18 protein-coding genes are annotated in these 20,270 nt (G+C 50.1%); all 18 read left to right on the top strand.

Features of this window, described 5'->3' with window-relative positions; all coding sequences use genetic code 11:
* Positions 1 to 47: 47 nt before the first annotated feature.
* The 18 genes from IPP66_01265 to IPP66_01180 all read left to right on the top strand — a co-directional run bounded on the left by IPP66_01265 (position 48) and on the right by IPP66_01180 (position 20,177).
* Positions 48 to 572, top strand: a complete 525-nt coding sequence (locus IPP66_01265; GenBank protein ID MBK9923896.1) for a phosphoglycerate mutase family protein — start codon at positions 48 to 50, stop codon at positions 570 to 572.
* 73 nt (positions 573 to 645) lie between these two features.
* The gene (locus tag IPP66_01260) at positions 646 to 1,014 is read left to right on the top strand and encodes a four helix bundle protein (GenBank protein MBK9923895.1); all 369 of its coding nucleotides are present in this window, start codon (positions 646 to 648) and stop codon (positions 1,012 to 1,014) included.
* A 55-nt stretch (positions 1,015 to 1,069) separates the two neighbouring features.
* Positions 1,070 to 2,059 (top strand): ornithine carbamoyltransferase, encoded by a 990-nt coding sequence (locus tag IPP66_01255; GenBank protein MBK9923894.1) that lies wholly within the window; start codon positions 1,070 to 1,072, stop codon positions 2,057 to 2,059.
* Positions 2,060 to 2,157: 98 nt separating this feature from the next.
* The gene (arcC, locus tag IPP66_01250) at positions 2,158 to 3,111 is read left to right on the top strand and encodes a carbamate kinase (GenBank protein ID MBK9923893.1); all 954 of its coding nucleotides are present in this window, start codon (positions 2,158 to 2,160) and stop codon (positions 3,109 to 3,111) included.
* Between the two features lie 125 nt (positions 3,112 to 3,236).
* Positions 3,237 to 4,094 carry a polysaccharide deacetylase family protein gene (locus IPP66_01245; GenBank protein ID MBK9923892.1) on the top strand — a complete coding sequence of 286 codons (858 nt, stop codon included), beginning with the start codon at positions 3,237 to 3,239 and terminating at the stop codon, positions 4,092 to 4,094.
* On the top strand, positions 4,087 to 5,127 hold the full coding sequence (locus tag IPP66_01240) for a GNAT family N-acetyltransferase (protein ID MBK9923891.1): 1,041 nt from the start codon (positions 4,087 to 4,089) through the stop codon (positions 5,125 to 5,127). Before IPP66_01245 ends, IPP66_01240 begins: the two co-directional genes overlap by 8 nt.
* A 50-nt stretch (positions 5,128 to 5,177) precedes the next feature.
* The gene (locus tag IPP66_01235) at positions 5,178 to 6,218 is read left to right on the top strand and encodes a GNAT family N-acetyltransferase (protein ID MBK9923890.1); all 1,041 of its coding nucleotides are present in this window, start codon (positions 5,178 to 5,180) and stop codon (positions 6,216 to 6,218) included.
* Between the two features lie 27 nt (positions 6,219 to 6,245).
* The gene (locus tag IPP66_01230) at positions 6,246 to 6,935 is read left to right on the top strand and encodes a class I SAM-dependent methyltransferase (GenBank protein MBK9923889.1); all 690 of its coding nucleotides are present in this window, start codon (positions 6,246 to 6,248) and stop codon (positions 6,933 to 6,935) included.
* A gap of 6 nt (positions 6,936 to 6,941) precedes the next feature.
* Positions 6,942 to 7,958 carry a flippase-like domain-containing protein gene (locus IPP66_01225; protein MBK9923888.1) on the top strand — a complete coding sequence of 339 codons (1,017 nt, stop codon included), beginning with the start codon at positions 6,942 to 6,944 and terminating at the stop codon, positions 7,956 to 7,958.
* Positions 7,959 to 7,971: 13 nt separating this feature from the next.
* Complete coding sequence (locus tag IPP66_01220) at positions 7,972 to 9,966, top strand: hypothetical protein (GenBank protein ID MBK9923887.1); 1,995 nt, start codon at positions 7,972 to 7,974, stop codon at positions 9,964 to 9,966.
* 246 nt (positions 9,967 to 10,212) lie between these two features.
* Positions 10,213 to 11,463, top strand: a complete 1,251-nt coding sequence (locus IPP66_01215; GenBank protein ID MBK9923886.1) for a BMP family ABC transporter substrate-binding protein — start codon at positions 10,213 to 10,215, stop codon at positions 11,461 to 11,463.
* A 190-nt stretch (positions 11,464 to 11,653) separates the two neighbouring features.
* Positions 11,654 to 13,183, top strand: coding sequence for an ABC transporter ATP-binding protein (locus tag IPP66_01210; protein ID MBK9923885.1), 1,530 nt, complete (start codon positions 11,654 to 11,656; stop codon positions 13,181 to 13,183).
* Between the two features lie 4 nt (positions 13,184 to 13,187).
* Positions 13,188 to 14,309, top strand: coding sequence for an ABC transporter permease (locus IPP66_01205; protein ID MBK9923884.1), 1,122 nt, complete (start codon positions 13,188 to 13,190; stop codon positions 14,307 to 14,309).
* A gap of 1 nt (position 14,310) precedes the next feature.
* Positions 14,311 to 15,279 carry an ABC transporter permease gene (locus IPP66_01200; GenBank protein MBK9923883.1) on the top strand — a complete coding sequence of 323 codons (969 nt, stop codon included), beginning with the start codon at positions 14,311 to 14,313 and terminating at the stop codon, positions 15,277 to 15,279.
* Between the two features lie 12 nt (positions 15,280 to 15,291).
* The gene (locus IPP66_01195) at positions 15,292 to 16,443 is read left to right on the top strand and encodes an ABC transporter permease (protein MBK9923882.1); all 1,152 of its coding nucleotides are present in this window, start codon (positions 15,292 to 15,294) and stop codon (positions 16,441 to 16,443) included.
* On the top strand, positions 16,443 to 17,372 hold the full coding sequence (locus IPP66_01190) for an ABC transporter permease (protein MBK9923881.1): 930 nt from the start codon (positions 16,443 to 16,445) through the stop codon (positions 17,370 to 17,372). The genes IPP66_01195 and IPP66_01190 overlap by 1 nt, the downstream gene beginning before the upstream one ends.
* Before the next feature lie 132 nt (positions 17,373 to 17,504).
* Positions 17,505 to 18,539, top strand: coding sequence for a BMP family ABC transporter substrate-binding protein (locus IPP66_01185; GenBank protein ID MBK9923880.1), 1,035 nt, complete (start codon positions 17,505 to 17,507; stop codon positions 18,537 to 18,539).
* A 69-nt stretch (positions 18,540 to 18,608) separates the two neighbouring features.
* Positions 18,609 to 20,177: an ABC transporter ATP-binding protein gene (locus tag IPP66_01180; protein ID MBK9923879.1), complete on the top strand. Its 1,569-nt coding sequence runs from the start codon at positions 18,609 to 18,611 to the stop codon at positions 20,175 to 20,177.
* Positions 20,178 to 20,270 lie beyond the last annotated feature (93 nt).

Genomic DNA, 20,270 nt, shown 5'->3' with positions numbered 1-20,270 from the left:
CCAACACGAGATTGGGCGGGGAGACCCCGCCCCTACATAAACAAAACATGAAAACCATCGAGATCCGCCGCCATTCCATCCGTTCTAAACCTGGTGAGCATCTGAATCAATCAGGTGTGACCCTTGCGCGTTTGGTGGGGGAGAACCTTGGCCCATTCGACCGCGTGATCACATCCACGTTACCGCGTGCCTTCGAAACCGCCATTGCGATGGGCTTTGCTGTGAGCGAACAAAATGAATTGATGAGTTCCTACGGTAATGCTGTGGAATATGAAGCGCCGTGGCCTTTATCGTTTGCAGGATATGCAGAAGCTGTGAGTAAGAACGGAGCCGCCGCACATTACGCGAATCAATTGGTTGCGATCTATACCAAACTCGCCAACTACCTTGCCGATGGTCGCGCTGCGTTGGTGATCAATCATGGCGGTGTAGCAGAGTTGGGTGCAGTGGCCTGTTTACCAAAAGCCGACCATATGTCATGGGGCTCACACCTCGAACCTTGCGAAGGCATCCGTCTGTTTTGGGAAGATGGCAAGTTTGTGGATGGAGAGATATTGAGGTTGTCTATGTAGTCGTCTTGTCTGCTTGTCCACTAGTCGGCTAGTCTACTTGTTGGACGAAGCAGTGCAAGATGATCGAAGTCATATGGCGACCATTAAGAACTTTGAAGAGTTAACGTCATGGCAAAAGGCAAGAGAATTAGCAGGTTATGTATATGAGTTAACCCGTCGAGATAAATTCTCTCGAGACTTTGGTTTACGAGACCAAATTCAACGTGTGGCAAGTTCTGTAATGCATAATATCGCTGAAGGCTTTGAATCAGGCTCTGACCCCGAATTTGTTCGGTTCTTGAAAATAGCCCATCGCTCTGCAGGAGAAGTGCAGTCACAACTTTACCTGGCTTTGGATGTTGACTATATAACGGAAGAAGAACGTCTAAAGGCTTATGAACTTGCGACAGAGGTGAAGCCCCTTATTAATGGGATGATGACCTACCTGAGAAAATCAGACTAGTCGCTCTCTGGGTGACTAGAAGACTAAATAACAAGAAGACTAGGAGACTAAACTTATGCAAACAAATTTTCGTGGACGTGACTTTATTGGTGACCTGGATTTCACCAAAGAGGAAGTCGAAACTGTTCTGGAGGTAGCCTGGGATTTGAAGCGCAAGCGCGCCCTCGGTGAACCGCATCCGTACCTGCGTGATAAGGTGCTGGCGATGTTGTTCTTCTTCTCCTCCACCCGCACACGCGGATCGTTCGAAGCAGGCATGGCCCAACTCGGTGGTCATGGCGCATTTATTGATAGCGATACCACTCAGATCTCACACGGTGACACGCCGATTGAGATCGGCGAGATCTATGGCCGCTATTTTGATGGCATCGCCATCCGTCACTGTGACTATGGCGACGGCAACAAATATCTGAACGATGTCGCCAGATCCAGCCGCGCGCCGGTCTTGAACATGCAATGTGATATCTATCATCCTTTCCAGTGCCTCGCAGATTTGATGACCATCATGGAGAAGAAGGGTAAAGACCTCCGCAAGAAGAAGATCGTTGTCTCGTGGGCGTATGCCGCTTCCTATCTCAAACCGATCTCTGTTCCGCAATCACTCATTCTTCAAATGCCTCGCTTTGGCATGGATGTGACTCTTGCCTACCCGCCCGAATTCCCATTGATGCCCGATATCGTTGAACAGGCAAAGGAACAGGCCAAGATCGCAGGCACGAACTTTGAGATCATCGATAGCAAAGACGGCATGACCGAAGCCTGCAAAGATGCCGACGTGATCTATGCCAAGTCCTGGGGTCCGTTGTTGACAACGACCGATAAGGCCGAAGGCAAGAAACTTCAGGATATGTACAAGAACTGGATCATGGACGATACGAAACTCAAGGTTGCCAAAGAAGGCGCCATTTACATGCATCCCCTCCCTGCTGACCGTGATGTCGAAGTGACCAGCAAGGTATTGGACGGCCCGCAATCCGTTGTGTTCGATGAAGCCGAGAACCGCCTCCACGCGCAGAAAGCTGTGATGGCGTTGACGATGAGTTAGCCCGTTAGTTGGCTGGTCCACTAGTCTTCTGGTCATAACGAGGAGATTGGTGGGCTAGAAGGCCAGTAGTCTAGGAGACTAGTAAACTAGGAGACGAGATGACTAATAAGCTTGCAGTAATCGCCATTGGCGGCAACTCACTGATCAAGGACGAGAAACATAAGACCGTCGAAGATCAATATCTGGCCGCTAAAGAGAGCACATATCACATTGCCGACATGATCGAACAAGGCTGGGATGTGGCGATCGGCCATGGGAACGGTCCGCAGGTTGGGTTTATTCTGAGACGTTCCGAGATCGCCGCAAAAGCGGAAGGGATGCACGAGATCCCGCTCGATGTTTGTGGCGCGGATAGTCAGGGTGCCATTGGGTACGCTTTACAGCAAAACCTACAGAACGAACTGTATCAGCGCGGCATCAAGAAAAAAGTAGTGACTGTCATCACTCAGGTACTGGTGGATCAGAAGGACCCTGCTTTCCAAAAACCGTCCAAGCCCATTGGCAGTTTTATGGATGCAGACGAGGCCAAACGCCGTCAGGAGGAGCAGGGATGGTCAGTTGTCGAGGATGCAGGCCGCGGGTGGAGAAGAGTCGTCCCGTCGCCGTTGCCCGGTGAGATCGTTGAGTTGGAAACTGTCGAAACATTGCTCGAGCGTGGCATCATCACCATCACGGTGGGCGGTGGCGGTATTCCTGTCATTGACCCTGGTGACGGTAACTATAAGGGTGTTGCGGCAGTCATTGATAAGGACTATGCCTCAAGCCTGCTCGCGCAAAAAATAAAAGCCGAGTTGTTTGTCATCTCGACCGCTGTGGAAAAGGTCGCGCTCAACTTTGGCAAGCCTGATGAAAAGTGGCTCGATAAGATCACACTCGCTGAAGCCAAAGCATATCTTGCCGAAGGCACACATTTTGCTAAAGGTTCGATGGCACCCAAGATCCAAGCCATTATCTGGTATCTGGAGAATGGTGGCAAACAGGCGCTCATTACCAATCCTGAAAATATCGGCCGCGCACTTAAAGGCGAAACCGGTACGTGGATCGTGAAGTAGTCGAACAAAGCGTTGAGTAGTTTGATCGTTGGGTGGTTTCCTGAATGGGGAATCACCCAATTTTTATTTTGTCCATGAGTCCGTGATAAAGTCCGTTTACCAATCCGCGTTTATAATTGCGCCCGATGTCAACCACACCCCGTGTGCTTCTCAGCATAGATTACGAACCCTGGTTCGCCCTTTTCCGCCGTTACGATAGCATCACTGACCCGACCCAACGCCGCAACCTCGACGATGGCTTTACATTGCATGCATTGAATCCCATTCTTGAACAATTGGGAGATGCAAAGGCCAGTATCTATCTTGTAGGGGAGGTGGGAGAGTGGTATCCCGAAGTACCGCAAAGGATCGTCTCTGCCGGGCATGAACTTGGTTTGCATTGCCATGTCCATCGTTCGCTCAAGAATATGGATGAACTCGTGCAGGATGTGAAAGCCTCCTCTGCGTGGCGTAAACAATATAATGTGCGCGGCTATCGTGCTCCCATGATCGGCATTAGCGAAGCGGCTTACCCCATGCTTGCTGAAAATGGTTTTGTATACAGCAGTTCCATTTATGCACCTGCGGGTGTCTTCTTACAAAAGGCGAATGTTTGGGAGATCCCCGTCAGCACTGTGCGTTTGTTTGGCAAGAACGAGGATTACACTGCGCCGCGTGATTTCAAATTCAAATTGCTGTTCAGTGGTGAATTCCCATACGGATCGAGTTTCAGTATCGGATTGATGGAGAAGCAAGTTCTCAAACTCATCGAGCGGGATTTGAAACATGGACTGAGTCCCTCGCTCTTTTTGCATCCCTACGAATTGGCGAGTATTCCTGCCTCCGCCCGCATCACACGGGACCTGATCCTGCATCCACAACTTTTGCCTTTTCTCCGCAACAAGTCTGGGTTCCTCAAAACCATCCTGCGAAACTTCCCTGTCTCTCCGCTGGGAACGTATCTCGATGAGACCTTATCCTCGCGAGGCGTGTCCAATGCCTGAGGTGCGAGTCCGCACATTGGAGCGGATGCAGACCTCAGCTTGGAGCGAAGCGTTGGCATCATCCGCCACATTTACTGCGCTCGATGCATGGTCTGATCTTGTTGAAGAAACGTATGGGTATTCCATCCATCGTTTTGAAGCAGTGCAGGGTGACAATGTTCAAGGGTTATTGGTGTTGACGCATGTTCGCCATCCCATTTTGGGAAAGTATCTTTCCACTTCGCCGTTCGGTAGCTATGGCGGCTTTGCATATACTTCTATTGAAGCACGCGATGCCTTGATGAATGAAGCGCGCAAATTGTCGGATGAACTGGGTGTTGAGTATTGCGTGCTTCGTTTTCAAAGTGACGAAGAAGCGCCTGCTCCCTGGCTTCAGCATCCCATCTACTCTACCTATTTGATCAACCTGCCGAGCAACCCAGAGGATCTTTGGAAACGGTTTGTTTCTAAAGATCGATGGAAAATGAAACAGGCATTGACCAAGGGTTTTCAAATCCAATTTGGCCAGCTTGATCTTTTGGACGACACCTATAAAGTGATGTCCCAGAGTATGCACGAACTTGGCTCGCCATACCATTCAAAAGCTTACTTGCGAAGGATGGCAGAGAAACTTGGCGATCAATTGGAGTTTGCAATTGTCCGCGATGAAAAGGGAGTGTTGGTTGGTGCGGCTGTGGTCATCTATGATAGGGGAGTGGCATCGAACCTGCATGCCAACATTCTGCGCGATTTTCGCACCAGCTATGCGGGTGAATTTTTGTATTGGTCTCTGCTGGAACGATATTGCAAAAAGGGGATACAAGTATGTGACATGGGCCGCAGTTTGAATGGCTCTGGTAACGAAGTGTATAAGATGAAATGGAAGCCGGACAAGGTGCCTCTCGCGTATTGGTATTACATGCCGAAAGGGGGGCAGATCCCGGAGTTGAACCAGAAAAGTGCGGAGTTCCAGTTTGCCATCCGCTTGTGGAAGTTCCTTCCTTCGTTCCTTGTGCGTGCGTTGGGCCCTGCGCTGATCCGTGGGATCGTATAACGATCCAGGGCAATATATATCAAATCAACGATTGAGAGTATCATAAGTTCATGATCGATGTAGTCACTATTCATGAAGGTCTGTACGAAAAGTATTCCGCCTATGTAACCGGGAAACCCGGCGCGCGTTTTGGTCACGACCTTGAGTGGGCAATGACCTTGCGGGATACCTATGGCGCTTCCATTCAACATTTGGTCGCTTTGGAAAATGGCAACGTGGTGGGCGTGTGTCCGCTATTTTTATGTAAACCTCTTTTGGGCGGCGCGCATTATCTGACCAGTCTGTTCCCCACTTATTTTGGCCCCCTATATGATTCGCAACAAGTACTGGACGCGATTTTGGATGCTCTGATCGCCAAGGCGGCCACTGTGCAATATGCCGAGATCATCTCGCCCGTCTCCCTGCCTGAAGATAAACGCCTGCCGTATTTGGAACAACTCGATTTCACCTTCCGCCTTCCCTTGAACAACACAAAGGAGCAATTGTTCAAGAACTTCCGTCGTAACTTTAGACGTATCCTCAATGACCCAAGCGCACATGATGGTATGGAGATCGTCGTAAGTTCTGATGGCAGTCTGGTGAAAGACTTCTACAGGTTTTACTCAAGCCTCTATGCGCGCAAGCACGGATTTATCCCGCACGTCGAGAAGCTCTTCCGTAAGATTTACGTGTACTACCCTGACGAAACCGTTCGGATCTATATGGCCCGTCATAACGGCAACTATATTGGCGGTATCTTTACCTTCTGGAAATATGGTGAGATCTATTGCGGTTGGTCTGCCTTGGATCTAAGCACTACCTATTCGCCCATGCACTTTTTGATATGGCAGATCATACAGGATGGAGTTGCGCAGGGGTATCAGTGGTTCAATCACGGAGAAGCGCCCAGAGAGCATGAAAGTTTGCAGTTGTTCAAGCAAGGTTGGGGCATGGAGCCGAGTGATACGTATCGCTACTTTGTTCCCGGTCAACTCGCCAAACCGGTCGTCCGCGCCTTTGACCGCTTCTCATGGACAAAGACTGTCATTTCCCACTTGCCTGCCGGTATAACCAGCACTTTTATCTCACCGCTTATTCGATTTGTTTTGTAGGGACTCCCCGGAAAAAGGAAGCTTGTCATGGCTTTATTAGTCAAATTGTTGAACTTCAGAAATGTACAGATCGTGTTTCGGAACATCGCAAAGTATGGTTTGATCGAAACCCTTCAGCTTATTTTCTCAGACCTGTTCTTTGATTACAGATACAAAATAGAGACTATCAACACCAAGATGCTTGACGAATTGGAGATCGATTCTCCGAACAAGGCACATGGCCGTTATTATGAAGGCACAAATGCCTATCGCTTCAATAGAACCTTTTCAAAGATAAAGGTCGATGTATCCAACACTTGCATGATCGATTTTGGGAGCGGCAAAGGCAAATTGATGTTCCTGGCGGCGGAACGGGGAATCCCGAAGATCATCGGCGTTGAATTTTCGGCGGAACTGGTCGAGGTCTGCAAACGCAACGTCGCATCGTTCAAGCAACGCTCAAAAAGCAAAACGGAATTCACGGTCATTCACATGGATGCCGCCGAATACCAGATCCCTGCCGAAGCCAATCTGTTGTTCTTCTCCAATCCCTTTGATGAAGCGCTCATTGAAAAGGTCATTGAGAATATTTTACAGTCCATTCAAAGCTCTCCGCGCGAGGTCGTAGTGGCGCATCTGTTCCCACAAGGGAATATGGCCTTTGCAAACCATCCCCGTTTTCATCTTGAAACGGAAACGGAAGATGGCTTTATCTTTCGTTTGAAACCGGCTTCGTGATCGTTCATGGATAACGCCTCGTTCTTGTCCCGTGTTTGGAACTTTATTAGAAAACCTGCTGTATCGCTCGCCTTGCGCGTTGTGGTCAGCGGGTTGCTTTTGATATATCTGATAAAACTATCAGCGTTTAAAGAGATCGCGAACGCTTTCAGTCGCATTGAGCCGATCTATTTGTTGGGGATCTTCCTGCTTTACTTTTTCTCTGTCAGCTTACAGGTTGTGCGCTGGCAATATCTGTTACGGGTATGGGATGTTGAGCAACGGTTCATGGTTCTCTTCCGCAGTATTATGACCGGCCTGTTCTTCAACAACTTCCTGCCCGGTAGTTTGGGTGGAGATGCGTTTCGACTTTACTCCGGCAGACGCGATACCGGTAAAGTGGAAGCAGTCGCTGCAACTATTTTTTATGAACGTATATTGGGCTACGCTTCACTCGTAACGTTGGGCCTGATCGTGCTTTCGATCCGCTTTGACTTGGCCTCAGACTGGTTGTTCTGGTTATTGCTTGGGGGCGTGTTCTTTGCATTGATCGGCGTCATGGCTGTTTCAACTTTGCCCGCATTTGGCAAGTGGGCTGAGAACTTGGTGGGGCATTTTCGCTTCGCCGAAAGACTGCGTTTGAAAGATTGGGTACATAGTTTCCGCTTCAAGGTCAATCACCCCGGTATGCTGGCAGGCGTATTTCTTTTGTCGTTCATCATACAACTCGCGGACATCCTCATTTTTCGGCTTGTGGCCGCGTCCATACAATTGCCGGTCAAGTTAACCGACCTGCTCCTTTTCGTGCCGTTACTGTATCTGGCGATCCTGTTGCCGTTGTCATTCAATGGCATCGGTATCCGTGAAAGCATATTTGTGATCTTCGCATCGACATGGGGTATCAGTTCCGCGGATGCGGTTGCGTTCTCGTTGACTGTCTTCACTTTGAACCTGGCTGGTAGCCTTGTTGGCGGGATCTTCTACTGGTCCGACCGCCCAACTCGAAAGGACGACGATATGAACAAATCCGGGATTTCGGGATAAGATATACCCACTTATGAAGAACATACTCAAGAAATTCAACACCCTCTCATCACAACCCTTCACAATTCCTCTTGCATTATTCATCGTAACCATCCTCGCCTACGGACTATCTTTCTGGCGCTTAGGCTTCTATTGGGACGACCAGCCCATCTCATGGATTCGTTACCAGTTGGGCATGGAAGCCACCACAAAATATTTTTCCGATTCGCGCCCTGTGTGGGCCTTGCTGTATCAGTTGAGTGGTTTTCTCCTTCCGAATCAACCTGCCTACTGGCAGGTATTTGCCATGGTTTGGCGCTGGGCAGGTGTGTATGCCTTCTGGCTGGTGTTGGTGCGGTTGTTCCCACGCCGTAAAGATATTGCTTTCTTTATGGCGTTGTTGGTTCTGGTCTACCCCGGCTTCAACCAGCAGTGGGTGAGTTATGTGTATTCGCACTTCTTTATCGTTCTATTTTTCCTGTTGATCTCATGGCACCTGATGCTTCGTGGCAAGACCATCCCTGCGATGATTTTTTCGGCTTTGCACCTTGTCATGTTCGAATACTTTTTCCTGCTCGAGTTCCTGCGCCCGGTCATTATCTTCATGTCCCTGCGCGAAGAACCGATGACAAACCGCGAACGCTATATCAAGACATTCAAAATATGGCTCCCCTATATCGGCTCAATTGCTTTTGCCGTGTTGTATCGCTCTCTGGTGTACAGTCATCCGGGCTTTGGGTACAGCCTTACGGAAGAACTTGTCCGCGCGCCTATTGAAACCTTTACCCAGCTTTTGAGCCATGTTTTCTCCAGCTTGTGGGTTGCCGCAGTTGGTGCCTGGATACAGGTCTTTCAATTCCCGAACACTGTTGTCAATGGATTACGCACGACCGTCTTATATGTCGTGGTCGTACTGGTTGTCGGCGTGTTCCTCTTTATTATGAATCGTGCAGATGATGAAAAAAGAATAAATACCAAAAGCGACCCATGGTGGTTGCTTGGTTTGGGCCTATTCCTCTTGTTGCTTGGTGGCGTTCCCTACTGGGCGACGAATTTACCGGTGACCCTTGGCTTCCCCGCAAACCGTGCGCTGTTATCGTTCATGTTTGGCGCATGTTTCCTCCTGCTCGGGTTGCTCGAACTTCTTCCTGTCCGCATCAAATATCCTGTTGTCATTTTGTTTGTCGCGCTTTCAGTGGGCCGTCAATTTTTGTGGTCGGTGGAGTATTTGCGTGATTGGCAGAACCAAAAGAATTTATTCTGGCAACTCTCGTGGCGTGCGCCGGGTCTTAAGCCCGATACACTGTTACTTATGAATGAAGAGCTGTTATTCAGCGCTGATAACTCGATCAGTGCGCCACTCAACTGGATCTACAAGACCAGCCCAACCAGCGACATGGATTATTTTATCGCCTACCCGACCAACCGCCTCGGAAACTCGCTGTCTGCCCTGGAAAAGAACATCCCTATTTCTTATGACTTTCTTGCAGGCACTTTTAAGGGGAATACATCGGACGCCCTCGCGTTTTATTATGACCCTCCCTCCTGCCTGCGCCTTCTTGAACCTGATCTGGACTCAAAGAACCGCTTCATTCTGGATGAAAGCCTGATGCGTGAAGCCTCAGCCTTATCCAACACGGACAGGATCATCGCAGAGCAACAGGCTGTCATGCCTGCCATCTATGGGCCCGAGCCAGAGCACGGTTGGTGTTATTACTTTGAAAAGGCAGACCTCGCCCGTCAATTTGATCACTGGGATGAAGTAGCAAAACTTGGTGACCAAGCCTTCAAGCTGGATGACTTCCCGAACAACCCTGTGGAACGATTCGTTTTCATCGAAGGGTATGCTCATACCGGCGATTGGGATCAAGCCATTCAATTGTCGAAAGTGTCATATAAAGTTTCGAAGGAGTATGTGGGGCCACTTCTTTGTCAGCTTTGGAAACGTATCGAAGCAGAGACAGCCGAAGGTCCAGGAAGAGCCGATGCTTTGTCGCAGGCACAAAGCATGTTCATATGTAATCGGTAAATCATGCATATGGGTACTTGTATGTATGGTAAATTTGTCTTTAAAATACGAACGCGTATATTTTGTGTCAGTTTGTTGTTTCTTCGTATAGCAGAAATATAACTGAAGTTGAAAGGAGGCTTCTGTTTAGAAAAAACACCTGCCTATATTGTTCAAGAAAATCACCATATATACCTACTAATCAAATGAGGAGAAGAAATGCGTAAGTCACTTTTGTCTGTTTTTACCTTGCTGATGGTCCTTTCGATGGTTCTTTCAGCTTGTGGAGCTCCCGCCACGGAAGCACCGGCCGCTGCTACTGAAGCCCCCGCTGTTACCGAAGCTCCTGCCACGGAAGCGCCCGCTGCCGCTACCGAAGCCCCCGCCGCTACTGAAGCTCCGGCCGCCGGATTGCAGATCCCTGACATTGAAGAAGGCAAGTTCAATGTTGCGATGGTTTTGATCGGACCCCATGATGATGGCGGTTGGTCACAGGCCCACTATGAAGGCTTGCTGTATGTTGAGAAGAATGTGCCCGATACCCATGTGGCCTATATTGAACTCGTGCCCGAAGGTGCGGACTCAGAGCAGGTATTCCGCTCATTGGCCCGCAAGGGATTTGACTTGATCCTTGGCACATCGTTCGGTTATATGGACCCGATGGAAGTTGTTGCTGGTGAATTCCCGGATACGATGTTCATTCACCTCACCGGTATCAAATCCAACGAGACCAACTTTGGTAACTTGATGGGCGCGATGGAAGATATGAAGTACCTGGCCGGTATGTTGGCTGGTGCACGCGCCAAGGCCGATGGTCAGACCAAGCTTGGTTATATGGCCACCTTCCCGATCCCGGAAGAAATTCGTCTTGGTAACGCCATTGCTTTGGGTATGAAGAAGACCTGCCCCGAATGTACGATGGATGTGCGCTGGATCAATACCTGGCACGATCCTGTGATCGAAAAGGAAGCGGCCGCCTCATTGTTTGACGCTGGTGCGTATGTCGTCTTCACTGGTGCAGATACCCCGGCTGTTGCCGATGTCGCTCAGGAAAAAGGCAAATACGGCGTGACCTATGACTGGTACGGTTCTTGCAAGGTCGAGCGCTGTCTCACCGCTCCGTATTGGGTTTGGGGTCCTGTTTACGCCAAGGTCGCGCAAGCTACCAAAGACGGCACCTATAAGCCCGGTTGGGAATATTTCGATGCCGATACCGGCGCTCTTGGCTTGTTCGGCTTCATGGAAGGACAGGAACTTCAACCTGGTGTTGCTGATCTCGATCCCGCTGTAGTTCAAGAAGTGCGTGATATTCTTGCCAAGATGCAGGCTGGTGAATTTGATCGCTTCGATGTGTTCACCGGCCCGATCAATGACAACAAGGGCAATGTGGTTCTGCCAGAAGGCCAGAGCCTCCAACAGGGTGACCTGGATACATTCCCTGAATACGGTCTGCCGTGTTCGGTTCCCGTTTGTATGAAGTGGTGGGCTGAAGGCATTACTGCTGAACTGCCACAATAAAAGATAGTTCGTTGAATGGGGCAGGGCCGTGAGGTTCTGCCCCATTTTTGTATAATATTGAAAATGCTTATCCGCTAATCTTTGCCCATCTACAGTACCTGAGGAGATTGGCGAAGATTAGCGTAGATGAGTAGAAAAATGCAGGAGGTATACCTTGACCGAATCAACACCCTCCAATTTGATCGTGGAAATGAAAGGCATTGTCAAACGCTTTCCCGGCGTGCTTGCCAATGACCATGTCGATTTTGAGTTACGTGCCGGGGAGATCCATGCCTTGTTGGGGGAGAACGGCGCAGGCAAAAGCACATTGATGAATGTGCTGGCTGGTTTATATAAGCAGGATTCAGGTATTATCAAAGTAAAAGGCAAGGTGTTGGAGTTTTCCTCTCCACGGGATGCCATTAATGCGGGGGTTGGCATGGTGCATCAACATTTCATGCTTGTCCCCTCCCAAACGGTGACCGAGAATATTTTGCTTGGTCTCGATGAACCACGTTTCTTTATGCGTTTGAACGAGTACGATAAAAAGATCGCGGACCTTGGCGATCAATTTGGACTTAAAGTTGACCCGCGCGCGAAGATCTGGCAACTGTCTGTGGGTGAGCAACAGCGCGTGGAGTTGTTGAAGATGTTGTATCGCGGCGCTGATGTGTTGATCATGGATGAGCCGACAGCCGTTCTTGCGCCGACAGAGATCGATGGATTATTTGAAACATTACGCGCGATGACGGCGCAGGGCAAGTCCGTTATTTTTATCAGTCATAAATTGCAAGAGGTGACAGCCATTGCTGACCGTGTCAGCGTATTGCGGCGCGGAGTAGCGACGGCTTCGGGTATCCCTGCCAAGGGCGTGACGAAACAGCAATTGGCGAGCATGATGGTTGGGCGGGATGTAGTTCTGTTCGTAGATAAAAAGCCCAAAGAACCGGGGAATGTGATATTGGATGTACAGAATGTATTTGCCGAGAACGATAAGGGATTGCCCTCCTTGCGTGGGCTTTCTCTCAATGTCCGTGAAGGGGAGATCGTGGGTATTGCCGGTGTAGCGGGGAATGGCCAGATCGAGTTATCTCAGGTTATCACGGGAATGCGTAAATGCACGCAAGGCGATGTGATATTGAATGGCAATAAGGTCAGCAATCGTGATACGTTGTATGGCATTCAAAACGGCATGTCCTATGTTCCTGAAGACCGCACGCATGTTGGCAGTTCGCCCAACTTGAGCGTAACAGATAACGTCATCATGAAGAATTATCGCAAGTCGCCGATCTCGAAAGGCTCCATGTTGGATATGAGCGCGGCTACGAAATTTGCGAAAGAACTCAAAGAAGCTTATGACATCATCGTGCCCACAGTGAATACACCTGTGCGACTTCTTTCGGGCGGAAATTTACAACGTGTGATCCTTGCGCGTGAAATTTCAGGACATCCCAACTTTATGGTTGCGGTTCAACCTACCCGTGGGCTGGATGTCGGCGCGATTGAAGGTGTCCAACGCCTATTGTTGACACAGCGCGAAGCGGGCGCCGGGGTGTTGCTTATTTCGGAAGAGTTGGAAGAGTTGCTGGCTTTGAGTGACCGTATCTATATTGTTTATGAAGGAAAGATCATGGGTGAGGTCAAGGTCGATTCCGCTGAACCAGACCAAAGCCTGATCGAGGCGATTGGTCAAATGATGACCGGTACACCGTTGGAACAAATCCATAAAGAGGGAGTTTAGTCGCATGGCTGAATCCACTTTGATAAAGAAACGTTTTCCCTGGCGGCTCAAATTGGAGCCGAGGCTGGATGAACCCTCCACGCTACTTTCACTGTTGGTGACGTTGGGTGCGATGGTCGTTGCGTTGGCATTGGGTGGGGTGGTCATTGCGGCTGTGGGAGGAAATCCGTTTGTTTCGTATGCGTATATTGCCAAGGCTTCGTTCGGCGACGCTGGCGTTTTATCGGATACGATCGTGAAGGCTACACCGATCATTCTGACAGCATTGGCATGTTCGATCGCGTTCCGCATGAAACTGTGGAACATCGGCGCCGAGGGACAATTCATCATGGGTGCCTGGGGTGCGAGTGCAGTGGTGTTGGCGCCTTTGGTCTCTGCTGAAGCTTCACGCTGGTTGTTCATCCCTGTGATGGCGTTGGCGGGTATGAGTATGGGCGCGGCATGGGGATTTATCCCCGGCTACCTCAAGGCAAAGTTCAATGTGAATGAGATCATCAGTTCGCTGATGTTGAATTACATTGCTGTATCGTGGGTGAACTTTTGGATCTTCGGCGTATGGAGTGAAGGTGGTTTTCAGATGAGCCCGAAGTTCCCGGTGGGAGCTTCGCTTCCGAGACTTTCAGAATATGCCAAGACCATTCCTGCATTTCGAGGCCTCACCACTCATGCAGGTCTGTTATTTGGAATTGTTGCGGCGATCATTTTGTGGTTCATCGTATTTCGAAGTCGTTGGGGATATGAGATCCGTTTGATCGGTGATAACCCGCAAGCCGCGAAGTATGCAGGTGTAAACATTATACGGAACACGATCTTTGTGATGGCGCTTTCTGGTGCATTGGCGGGCCTCGGTGGGATGAGCGAAGTGGCGGGTGTGGTGCGTCGCTTGCAGACTTCTCCCATTGCGGCAGGATATGGCTTTACAGGGATCATCGTTGCGTGGCTGGCAAAATTAAATCCGCTGGTGATCATTATCGTTTCAATCCTGTTCGGCGCTTTGATCCTGGCGGGGCGTGAAATTCAACCCTCGGGCATTCCAAAAATGATCCAGGGGATCATCCTTGTCTGTCTCATTGCGAGCGATTTCCTTTTGCGTTATCGCCTGCGAATCACACGAGGGGAGGAATAATATGGATCCTATTATCATTCTTCAGGCTGGTGTTGCCAGCGGGACAGTTCTGCTCTTTGCCACATTGGGCGAAGTGTTGGCAGAACGTTCGGGTGTTTTGAACCTCGGTGTGGAAGGCATGATGCTCATTGGCGCCATGACCGGTTTTAGCGTGACCATTGCCACGGGTAATCCGTGGTTGGGTGTGTTGGCGGCGATGCTGGCCGCTGGCCTCGTCAGTCAGATCCACGCTTTCATTACCATTACCCTGCAAGCCGATCAGGTTGTCAGCGGGTTGGCGCTCACTTTTGTGGGCACAGGCATCAGTCTGGTTTTAGGCGAGGGCTTGAGCAAGGCAGGTACAGTTTCACTCATGCCCAATTTTTCAATCCCGTTACTTTCTGCGATCCCCATACTCGGCCCCATCTTTTTCACGAATCAAAGTGTGTTGGTTTACATTGGGTACTTAATGGTTCCGTTGGCGTGGTATTACATCAACCGCACGCGCCCGGGCCTTCATCTACGTGCGGTGGGTGAGTATCCCTCTGCGGCGGATGCGCTCGGTATCAACGTGTTCCGTCTACGTTATGCGTATGTGTTCGTCGGTGGTATGTTGGCTGGGCTCGGTGGCGCCACTATCAGTCTTGCGGTTGCGCCCGGTTGGTTCAGTGAATTGACCACAGGTGGGCAGGGCTGGATCGCAGTCGGCCTCGTGATCTTCGCGCAATGGGACCCAATCCGTGCCGCGGTCGGTTCCTATGCCTTTGGCGCACTTCGCCGTCTTATCCTCGATATTCAGGGGCCGCTTGTATTATTCGGTTTTAAGAATCCGTTTTACTACAATTCGTCTCTTGGCTTCTTCTTGCAGATGCTTCCGTATGCGTTCACGGTCATTGTGTTGGTGATCGGTTCGCGCGAAGCCATCCGTAAACGACTCGGTGCACCTGCCGCATTGGGCAATCCATACATCCGTGGTGAACGTGGAAAGTAGCTGTGGTCGTTCATGAAGAAAATATTTCAAGGAGATTGGTTTTCGCAACTGATTGATGGTCTTTTGCCGGTCTTTGCCACATTGCTGGCATTATTGGTCGGCGCTGTCTTTTTGTTGATGTTACGCGTGAATCCATTGGAAGCCTATGCGGCACTTTGGGATGGCGCGTTTGGCAGTACGAATGCGTTGGCTGAGACCTTGGTCAAGGCCACACCGCTTCTGTTGGTAAGTTTGGGGATCTGTATTTCCTTCCGTGGCGATATGATCAATATCGGTGGCGAAGGGCAGATGATCGTAGGCGCACTCCTCGCCACATGGCTCGGCCTGACGTTCACGAATTTGCCGGGGTGGTTGGTGATCGTCATGGCGATGGTGGCGGGATTCATTGGCGGCGCGATCTGGGGAGGTATCCCCGGTTTATTGAAAGCATATTTCAGGGTGAATGAAATTCTCAGCACTGTAATGATGAATGCTATTGCAGTGCAGTTGATGAACTTCCTATTGCGTGATTTGCTGATCGATCCGTCGCAAGCTAAATTGGCTTCCAAGATTCCACAAACAGCCAGATTGGCAGAGATCTTTCGCCTACCGCGTTTGGCTCCAACAAGATTACACCTTGGTGCATTGATCGCTGTCCTTCTCGCCATTCTGGTCTATATTCTGCTTTGGCGCACAACGCTTGGATATCGCATCCGTTCGGTGGGACAGAACGTGTATGCCGCACTGTACGCTGGCATCAAAGTAAAACGTTACATGGTTTTGTCGTTGTTGTTGAGCGGTGCATTCGCTGGTTTGGCTGGGGCTGTACAAGTCTATGGCGTGAACTATCGCATGATCACAGATGGCTCTGCATCGGGCTTTACTGGCAGTGCAGGTTTCAATGGAATTGTTGTTGCACTGTTTGGTCAGTTGCATCCACTATGGTCGATCCCTGCTTCGATCCTATTCGGCGCACTTTTGGTCGGTGCGAATACGATGCAAAGGGCCGTACAAGTTCCTTCCGCATTGGTCACCGCGATCAACGGATTGGTCGTCGTGTTCGTCGTCAGTAGTGAAATCTGGCGTCGTAGGCGGCAGAGACACAGGTTGGCACACGCAAAGCAGGATGAAACATCATCACCGGTGGATACGAAAAAAGTTGATCCGATAGAGAGCGATTCATGATTTCTGACCTTTTATCTGTCACGACCTTAATTGGCATTCTCGCCTCTGGGATTCGTCTTGCCACTCCCTATTTGTATGCGGCATTGGGTGAGACGTTCAGTCAACGGAGTGGTGTACTTAATCTTGGTGTGGAAGGCCAAATGCTTTTAGGAGCATTTGTAGCTTTTTATGTCGCTCTTACAACGGGAAATCTTTGGCTGGGTGTTTTTGCCGCTATTTTTGTCGGAGCATTGATGGGATTGGCGATGGCTTATGTCACGGTCAATTTGCATGCGCAACAGGGAATCAGCGGGATCGGTTTCTATCTCTTTGGCTTGGGCATGAGCGACCTGCTCTTTCAAAAGCTGTTGGGCACCGTGGAAACTGTGAAAGGGTTTCCGAAGATCTATATCCCTGGCTTGAGTGATCTTCCGATCTTGGGCGAGATTTTTTTCAGCCAGAACATTATGGTCTATCTGGCATATTTGCTGGTGCCAATTGTTTGGTTCGTGTTGAACAAGACCACGCTGGGGTTGAAGATCCATGCTGTGGGCGAGAATCCAGATGCCGCAGATTCACTCGGCGTCAACGTGGGACGCATCCGTTACTTTACTGTGATCCTAGGCGGTTGTTTTTCAGGAATCGCTGGCGCGTCCATGTCCATCGCGTTGTTGAATGTCTTTCAACAGAATATGACCAGCGGACAAGGATTCATAGCCGTGGCCTTGGTCTACTTCGGCGCATGGAGACCCATCGGGGTGTTGGGCGGTGCGCTTTTGTTCAGCCTGGTTAATGCCTTGCAGTTGTGGATACAGGTGCTGAATATCCCGATCCCTTCTGAAATTGCGATCATGATGCCATATGTCTTGACAATTTTAGTGTTGGCGGCTTCTGTTTCACGCGTTAAAGGGCCTTCGGCCTTGACCAAACCCTTTGAGCGGGAAGCTTAATTACCTCAAAAGAGGTATTGCTTGTGCGGCAATGAAGAGTAAGATAAGACTTGGTTCTAAGAAACACAAATCGAAAAGGAGAAGAAAATGAAGAAATTTACATGGCTCGTTACACTGATGCTTGTTTTCGCAATGAGCATCAGCGCTTGTGGAACAGCCGCCACCCCCACAGAGGCCCCTGCAACTGAGGAAGCTCCAGCAACAGAAACGCCGGTTGTTGAAGCGACCGCAACAGAAGCGCCTACAGAAGCCCCAGCAATGGAACCTTTCCGTGTTGCTGTGGTGATGCCCAGTGCCATCAATGATCTGGCCTTCAGCCAGAGCATGTATGATGCCCTGGTACGTATTCAGGAAGAAATGGGTGGACCCGAGTACTTCGAGTTCGTCTACTCTGAGAGCATGTTTGTTGTGGATGACGCCGCCGCAGCAATCCGGGATTACGCCTCTCAGGGATATGACTTGGTCATTGCACATGGTTCCCAGTATGGTTCCTCACTTCAGGAGATCGCGCCGGATTTCCCTGAGACGAGTTTTGCCTGGGGCACCACTGCCGATACATTTGGACTGCCGAACATCTTTGCCTACGAAGCCGCTTCTCAAGAGGGTGGTTACGTCAATGGTGTCTTGGCCGCGACCCTTTCCACCAGCAAGGTCATTGGTGTGGTGGGACCGATCGAAACAGGTGATGCCAAACTCTATATCGAGGGCTTTAAGGCCGGTGTCGCTGCGACCAGCCCCGAAGTCACTGTGAACGTGAACTACATCGGCTCTTTCTCAGACGTGGCGCTTGCCTCTGAAGCCGCAACGACTCATATCTCCGCTGGTGCCGATGTCCTGACTGGAACTGCGCAGATGGTCGTGGGCGCGATCGGTAAGGCTGAAGAAGCCAAGGCGCTTTGGTTTGGAACCCAGTCGAACCAGACATCTCTGGCTCCCTCCATTGTGGTTGCCAGCCAGGTGTATCACTGGGAAGGCGTTTTGAAAGAGATCATTACAAAGGTTCAGGCCGGTACGTATGGCGGCGAATCCTTCAAAATCACTCTTGCGAACGGTGGGGAAGTGATCGAGTTCAATCCTGATTATGCATTGACGGATGATGTTAAGGCTTTGGCTGAAACCACCATTGCTGGAATCTCCGACGGCTCTATCACGATCACTCTGCCGTAAATCGTTTTACATAAAAGACTTCGGAAGTCTGATAAAGGCTTCCGAAGCCTTTCTAACAGTCTGGATGCGATGACCGAATTCCATACACTTTCTTCAGGACAACCCCGTATCGATACGCTTGAAATGCGAGGGATCACCAAGCGTTTTCCCGGTGTGCTTGCCAGCGATCACATTGACTTTGATGTGCAGGCTGGTGAGGTGCATGCGTTATTGGGTGAGAATGGTGCAGGCAAAAGCACACTCATGAAGATCTTGTACGGGTTGTATCACCCTGATGAAGGGGAGATCTTGTTGAATGGAAAAGCGGTCAGCATCGATTCCCCGAACGACTCCATCAAACTTGGCATTGGCATGATCCACCAGCACTTCATGCTTGTGGAAACGCTCACCGTGGCAGAGAACGTCGCTTTAGGAATGCCCTCCTCGCGTGGGATGTTAACCGACCTCGATCAGGTCTCGAAGCGCATTTTGTCACTGGCCGACCGCTACGGCTTGAAGATCGATCCATCCGCTTACATCTGGCAACTTTCAGTGGGACAACAACAACGTGTTGAAATTATCAAGGCTCTTTATCGCGGAGCCGCTTTACTTATTTTGGATGAACCGACCGCCGTCCTCACCCCGCAGGAGGTGGACGAATTATTTGTCATCATGCGCCAAATGGCTAAAGATGGGCATGGCCTGATCTTCATCTCTCACAAGTTGCATGAGGTCATTGAGATCAGCAATCGAGTCTCTGTGTTACGCGATGGGCGAAAGATGGGAACCCGCCCTACATCTGAGATCACCAAGCAAGATCTGGCGAACTGGATGGTGGGACGTGAAGTTGGCTTTATACCGGATCGTGGTCAGGCTGAGCTTGGAGAGATCCGCCTGCAGGTGGAGAATCTTTCCTGTGGCAGTGACCGTGGTATTACAGGCTTGTCGAATGTCAATCTCGAGGTGCGGTCTGGTGAAATACTTGGCATCGCGGGTGTTTCTGGCAACGGACAGCGTGAATTGGCAGAAGCGATCACAGGCTTGCGCAATGTAACAGGCGGAAAAGTATTTCTCGATGGGACCGATATCACCAACAACCCACCGGGCACCATCACAGATCGAATGCTTTCTTATATTCCTGAAGAACGCATGCGCGATGGCATGATCAAAGATTTTACTGTTGCCGAGAACATGATCTTGCGGGAACATCAACAACAGCCCTATTCCCGTTATGGATTTCTCAACCTGAAAGGTATCGCATCACACACCGACGAGTTGATCGCAAAGTTCCGCATCAAAACGCCATCACGTGATACGCTTGCCAAGAACCTCTCTGGCGGTAACATTCAAAAGATCGTCCTTGCGCGCGAGATTTCGCGTGCGCCGCGCGTTATCATTGCCGCCCAACCCACGCGTGGACTTGACATCGGTGCTACTGAATATGTCCGTGAACAACTTCTCGTAGAACGCCGTAAGGGCACAGCTATTATCCTTATCTCTGAAGACCTTGATGAGATCCTTGCCCTCTCCGACCGCATCGCTGTTTTGTATGAAGGACAGGTTATGGATACCTTGCCACGTGCAGAAGCCACACCGGAACGTTTGGGCTTGTTAATGGCAGGAGTCCATCCTGATAAAGAGAATCTCGCAGTACAATAAAATCATTCCATCGGTTCGGTGGTCGTGGCGTGTCAACGTCACGGCGTTGGTGCAAAGCAGCCCATCGAAAAGTGCCGCCGTCCAAAGAAAGAG

The organism is Candidatus Defluviilinea proxima, from assembly GCA_016721115.1.
Classification (GTDB): domain Bacteria; phylum Chloroflexota; class Anaerolineae; order Anaerolineales; family Villigracilaceae; genus Defluviilinea; species Defluviilinea proxima.
The sequence above is the reverse complement of the archived record's forward strand: the minus strand, read 5'-3'. Positions and strand labels throughout refer to the sequence as shown.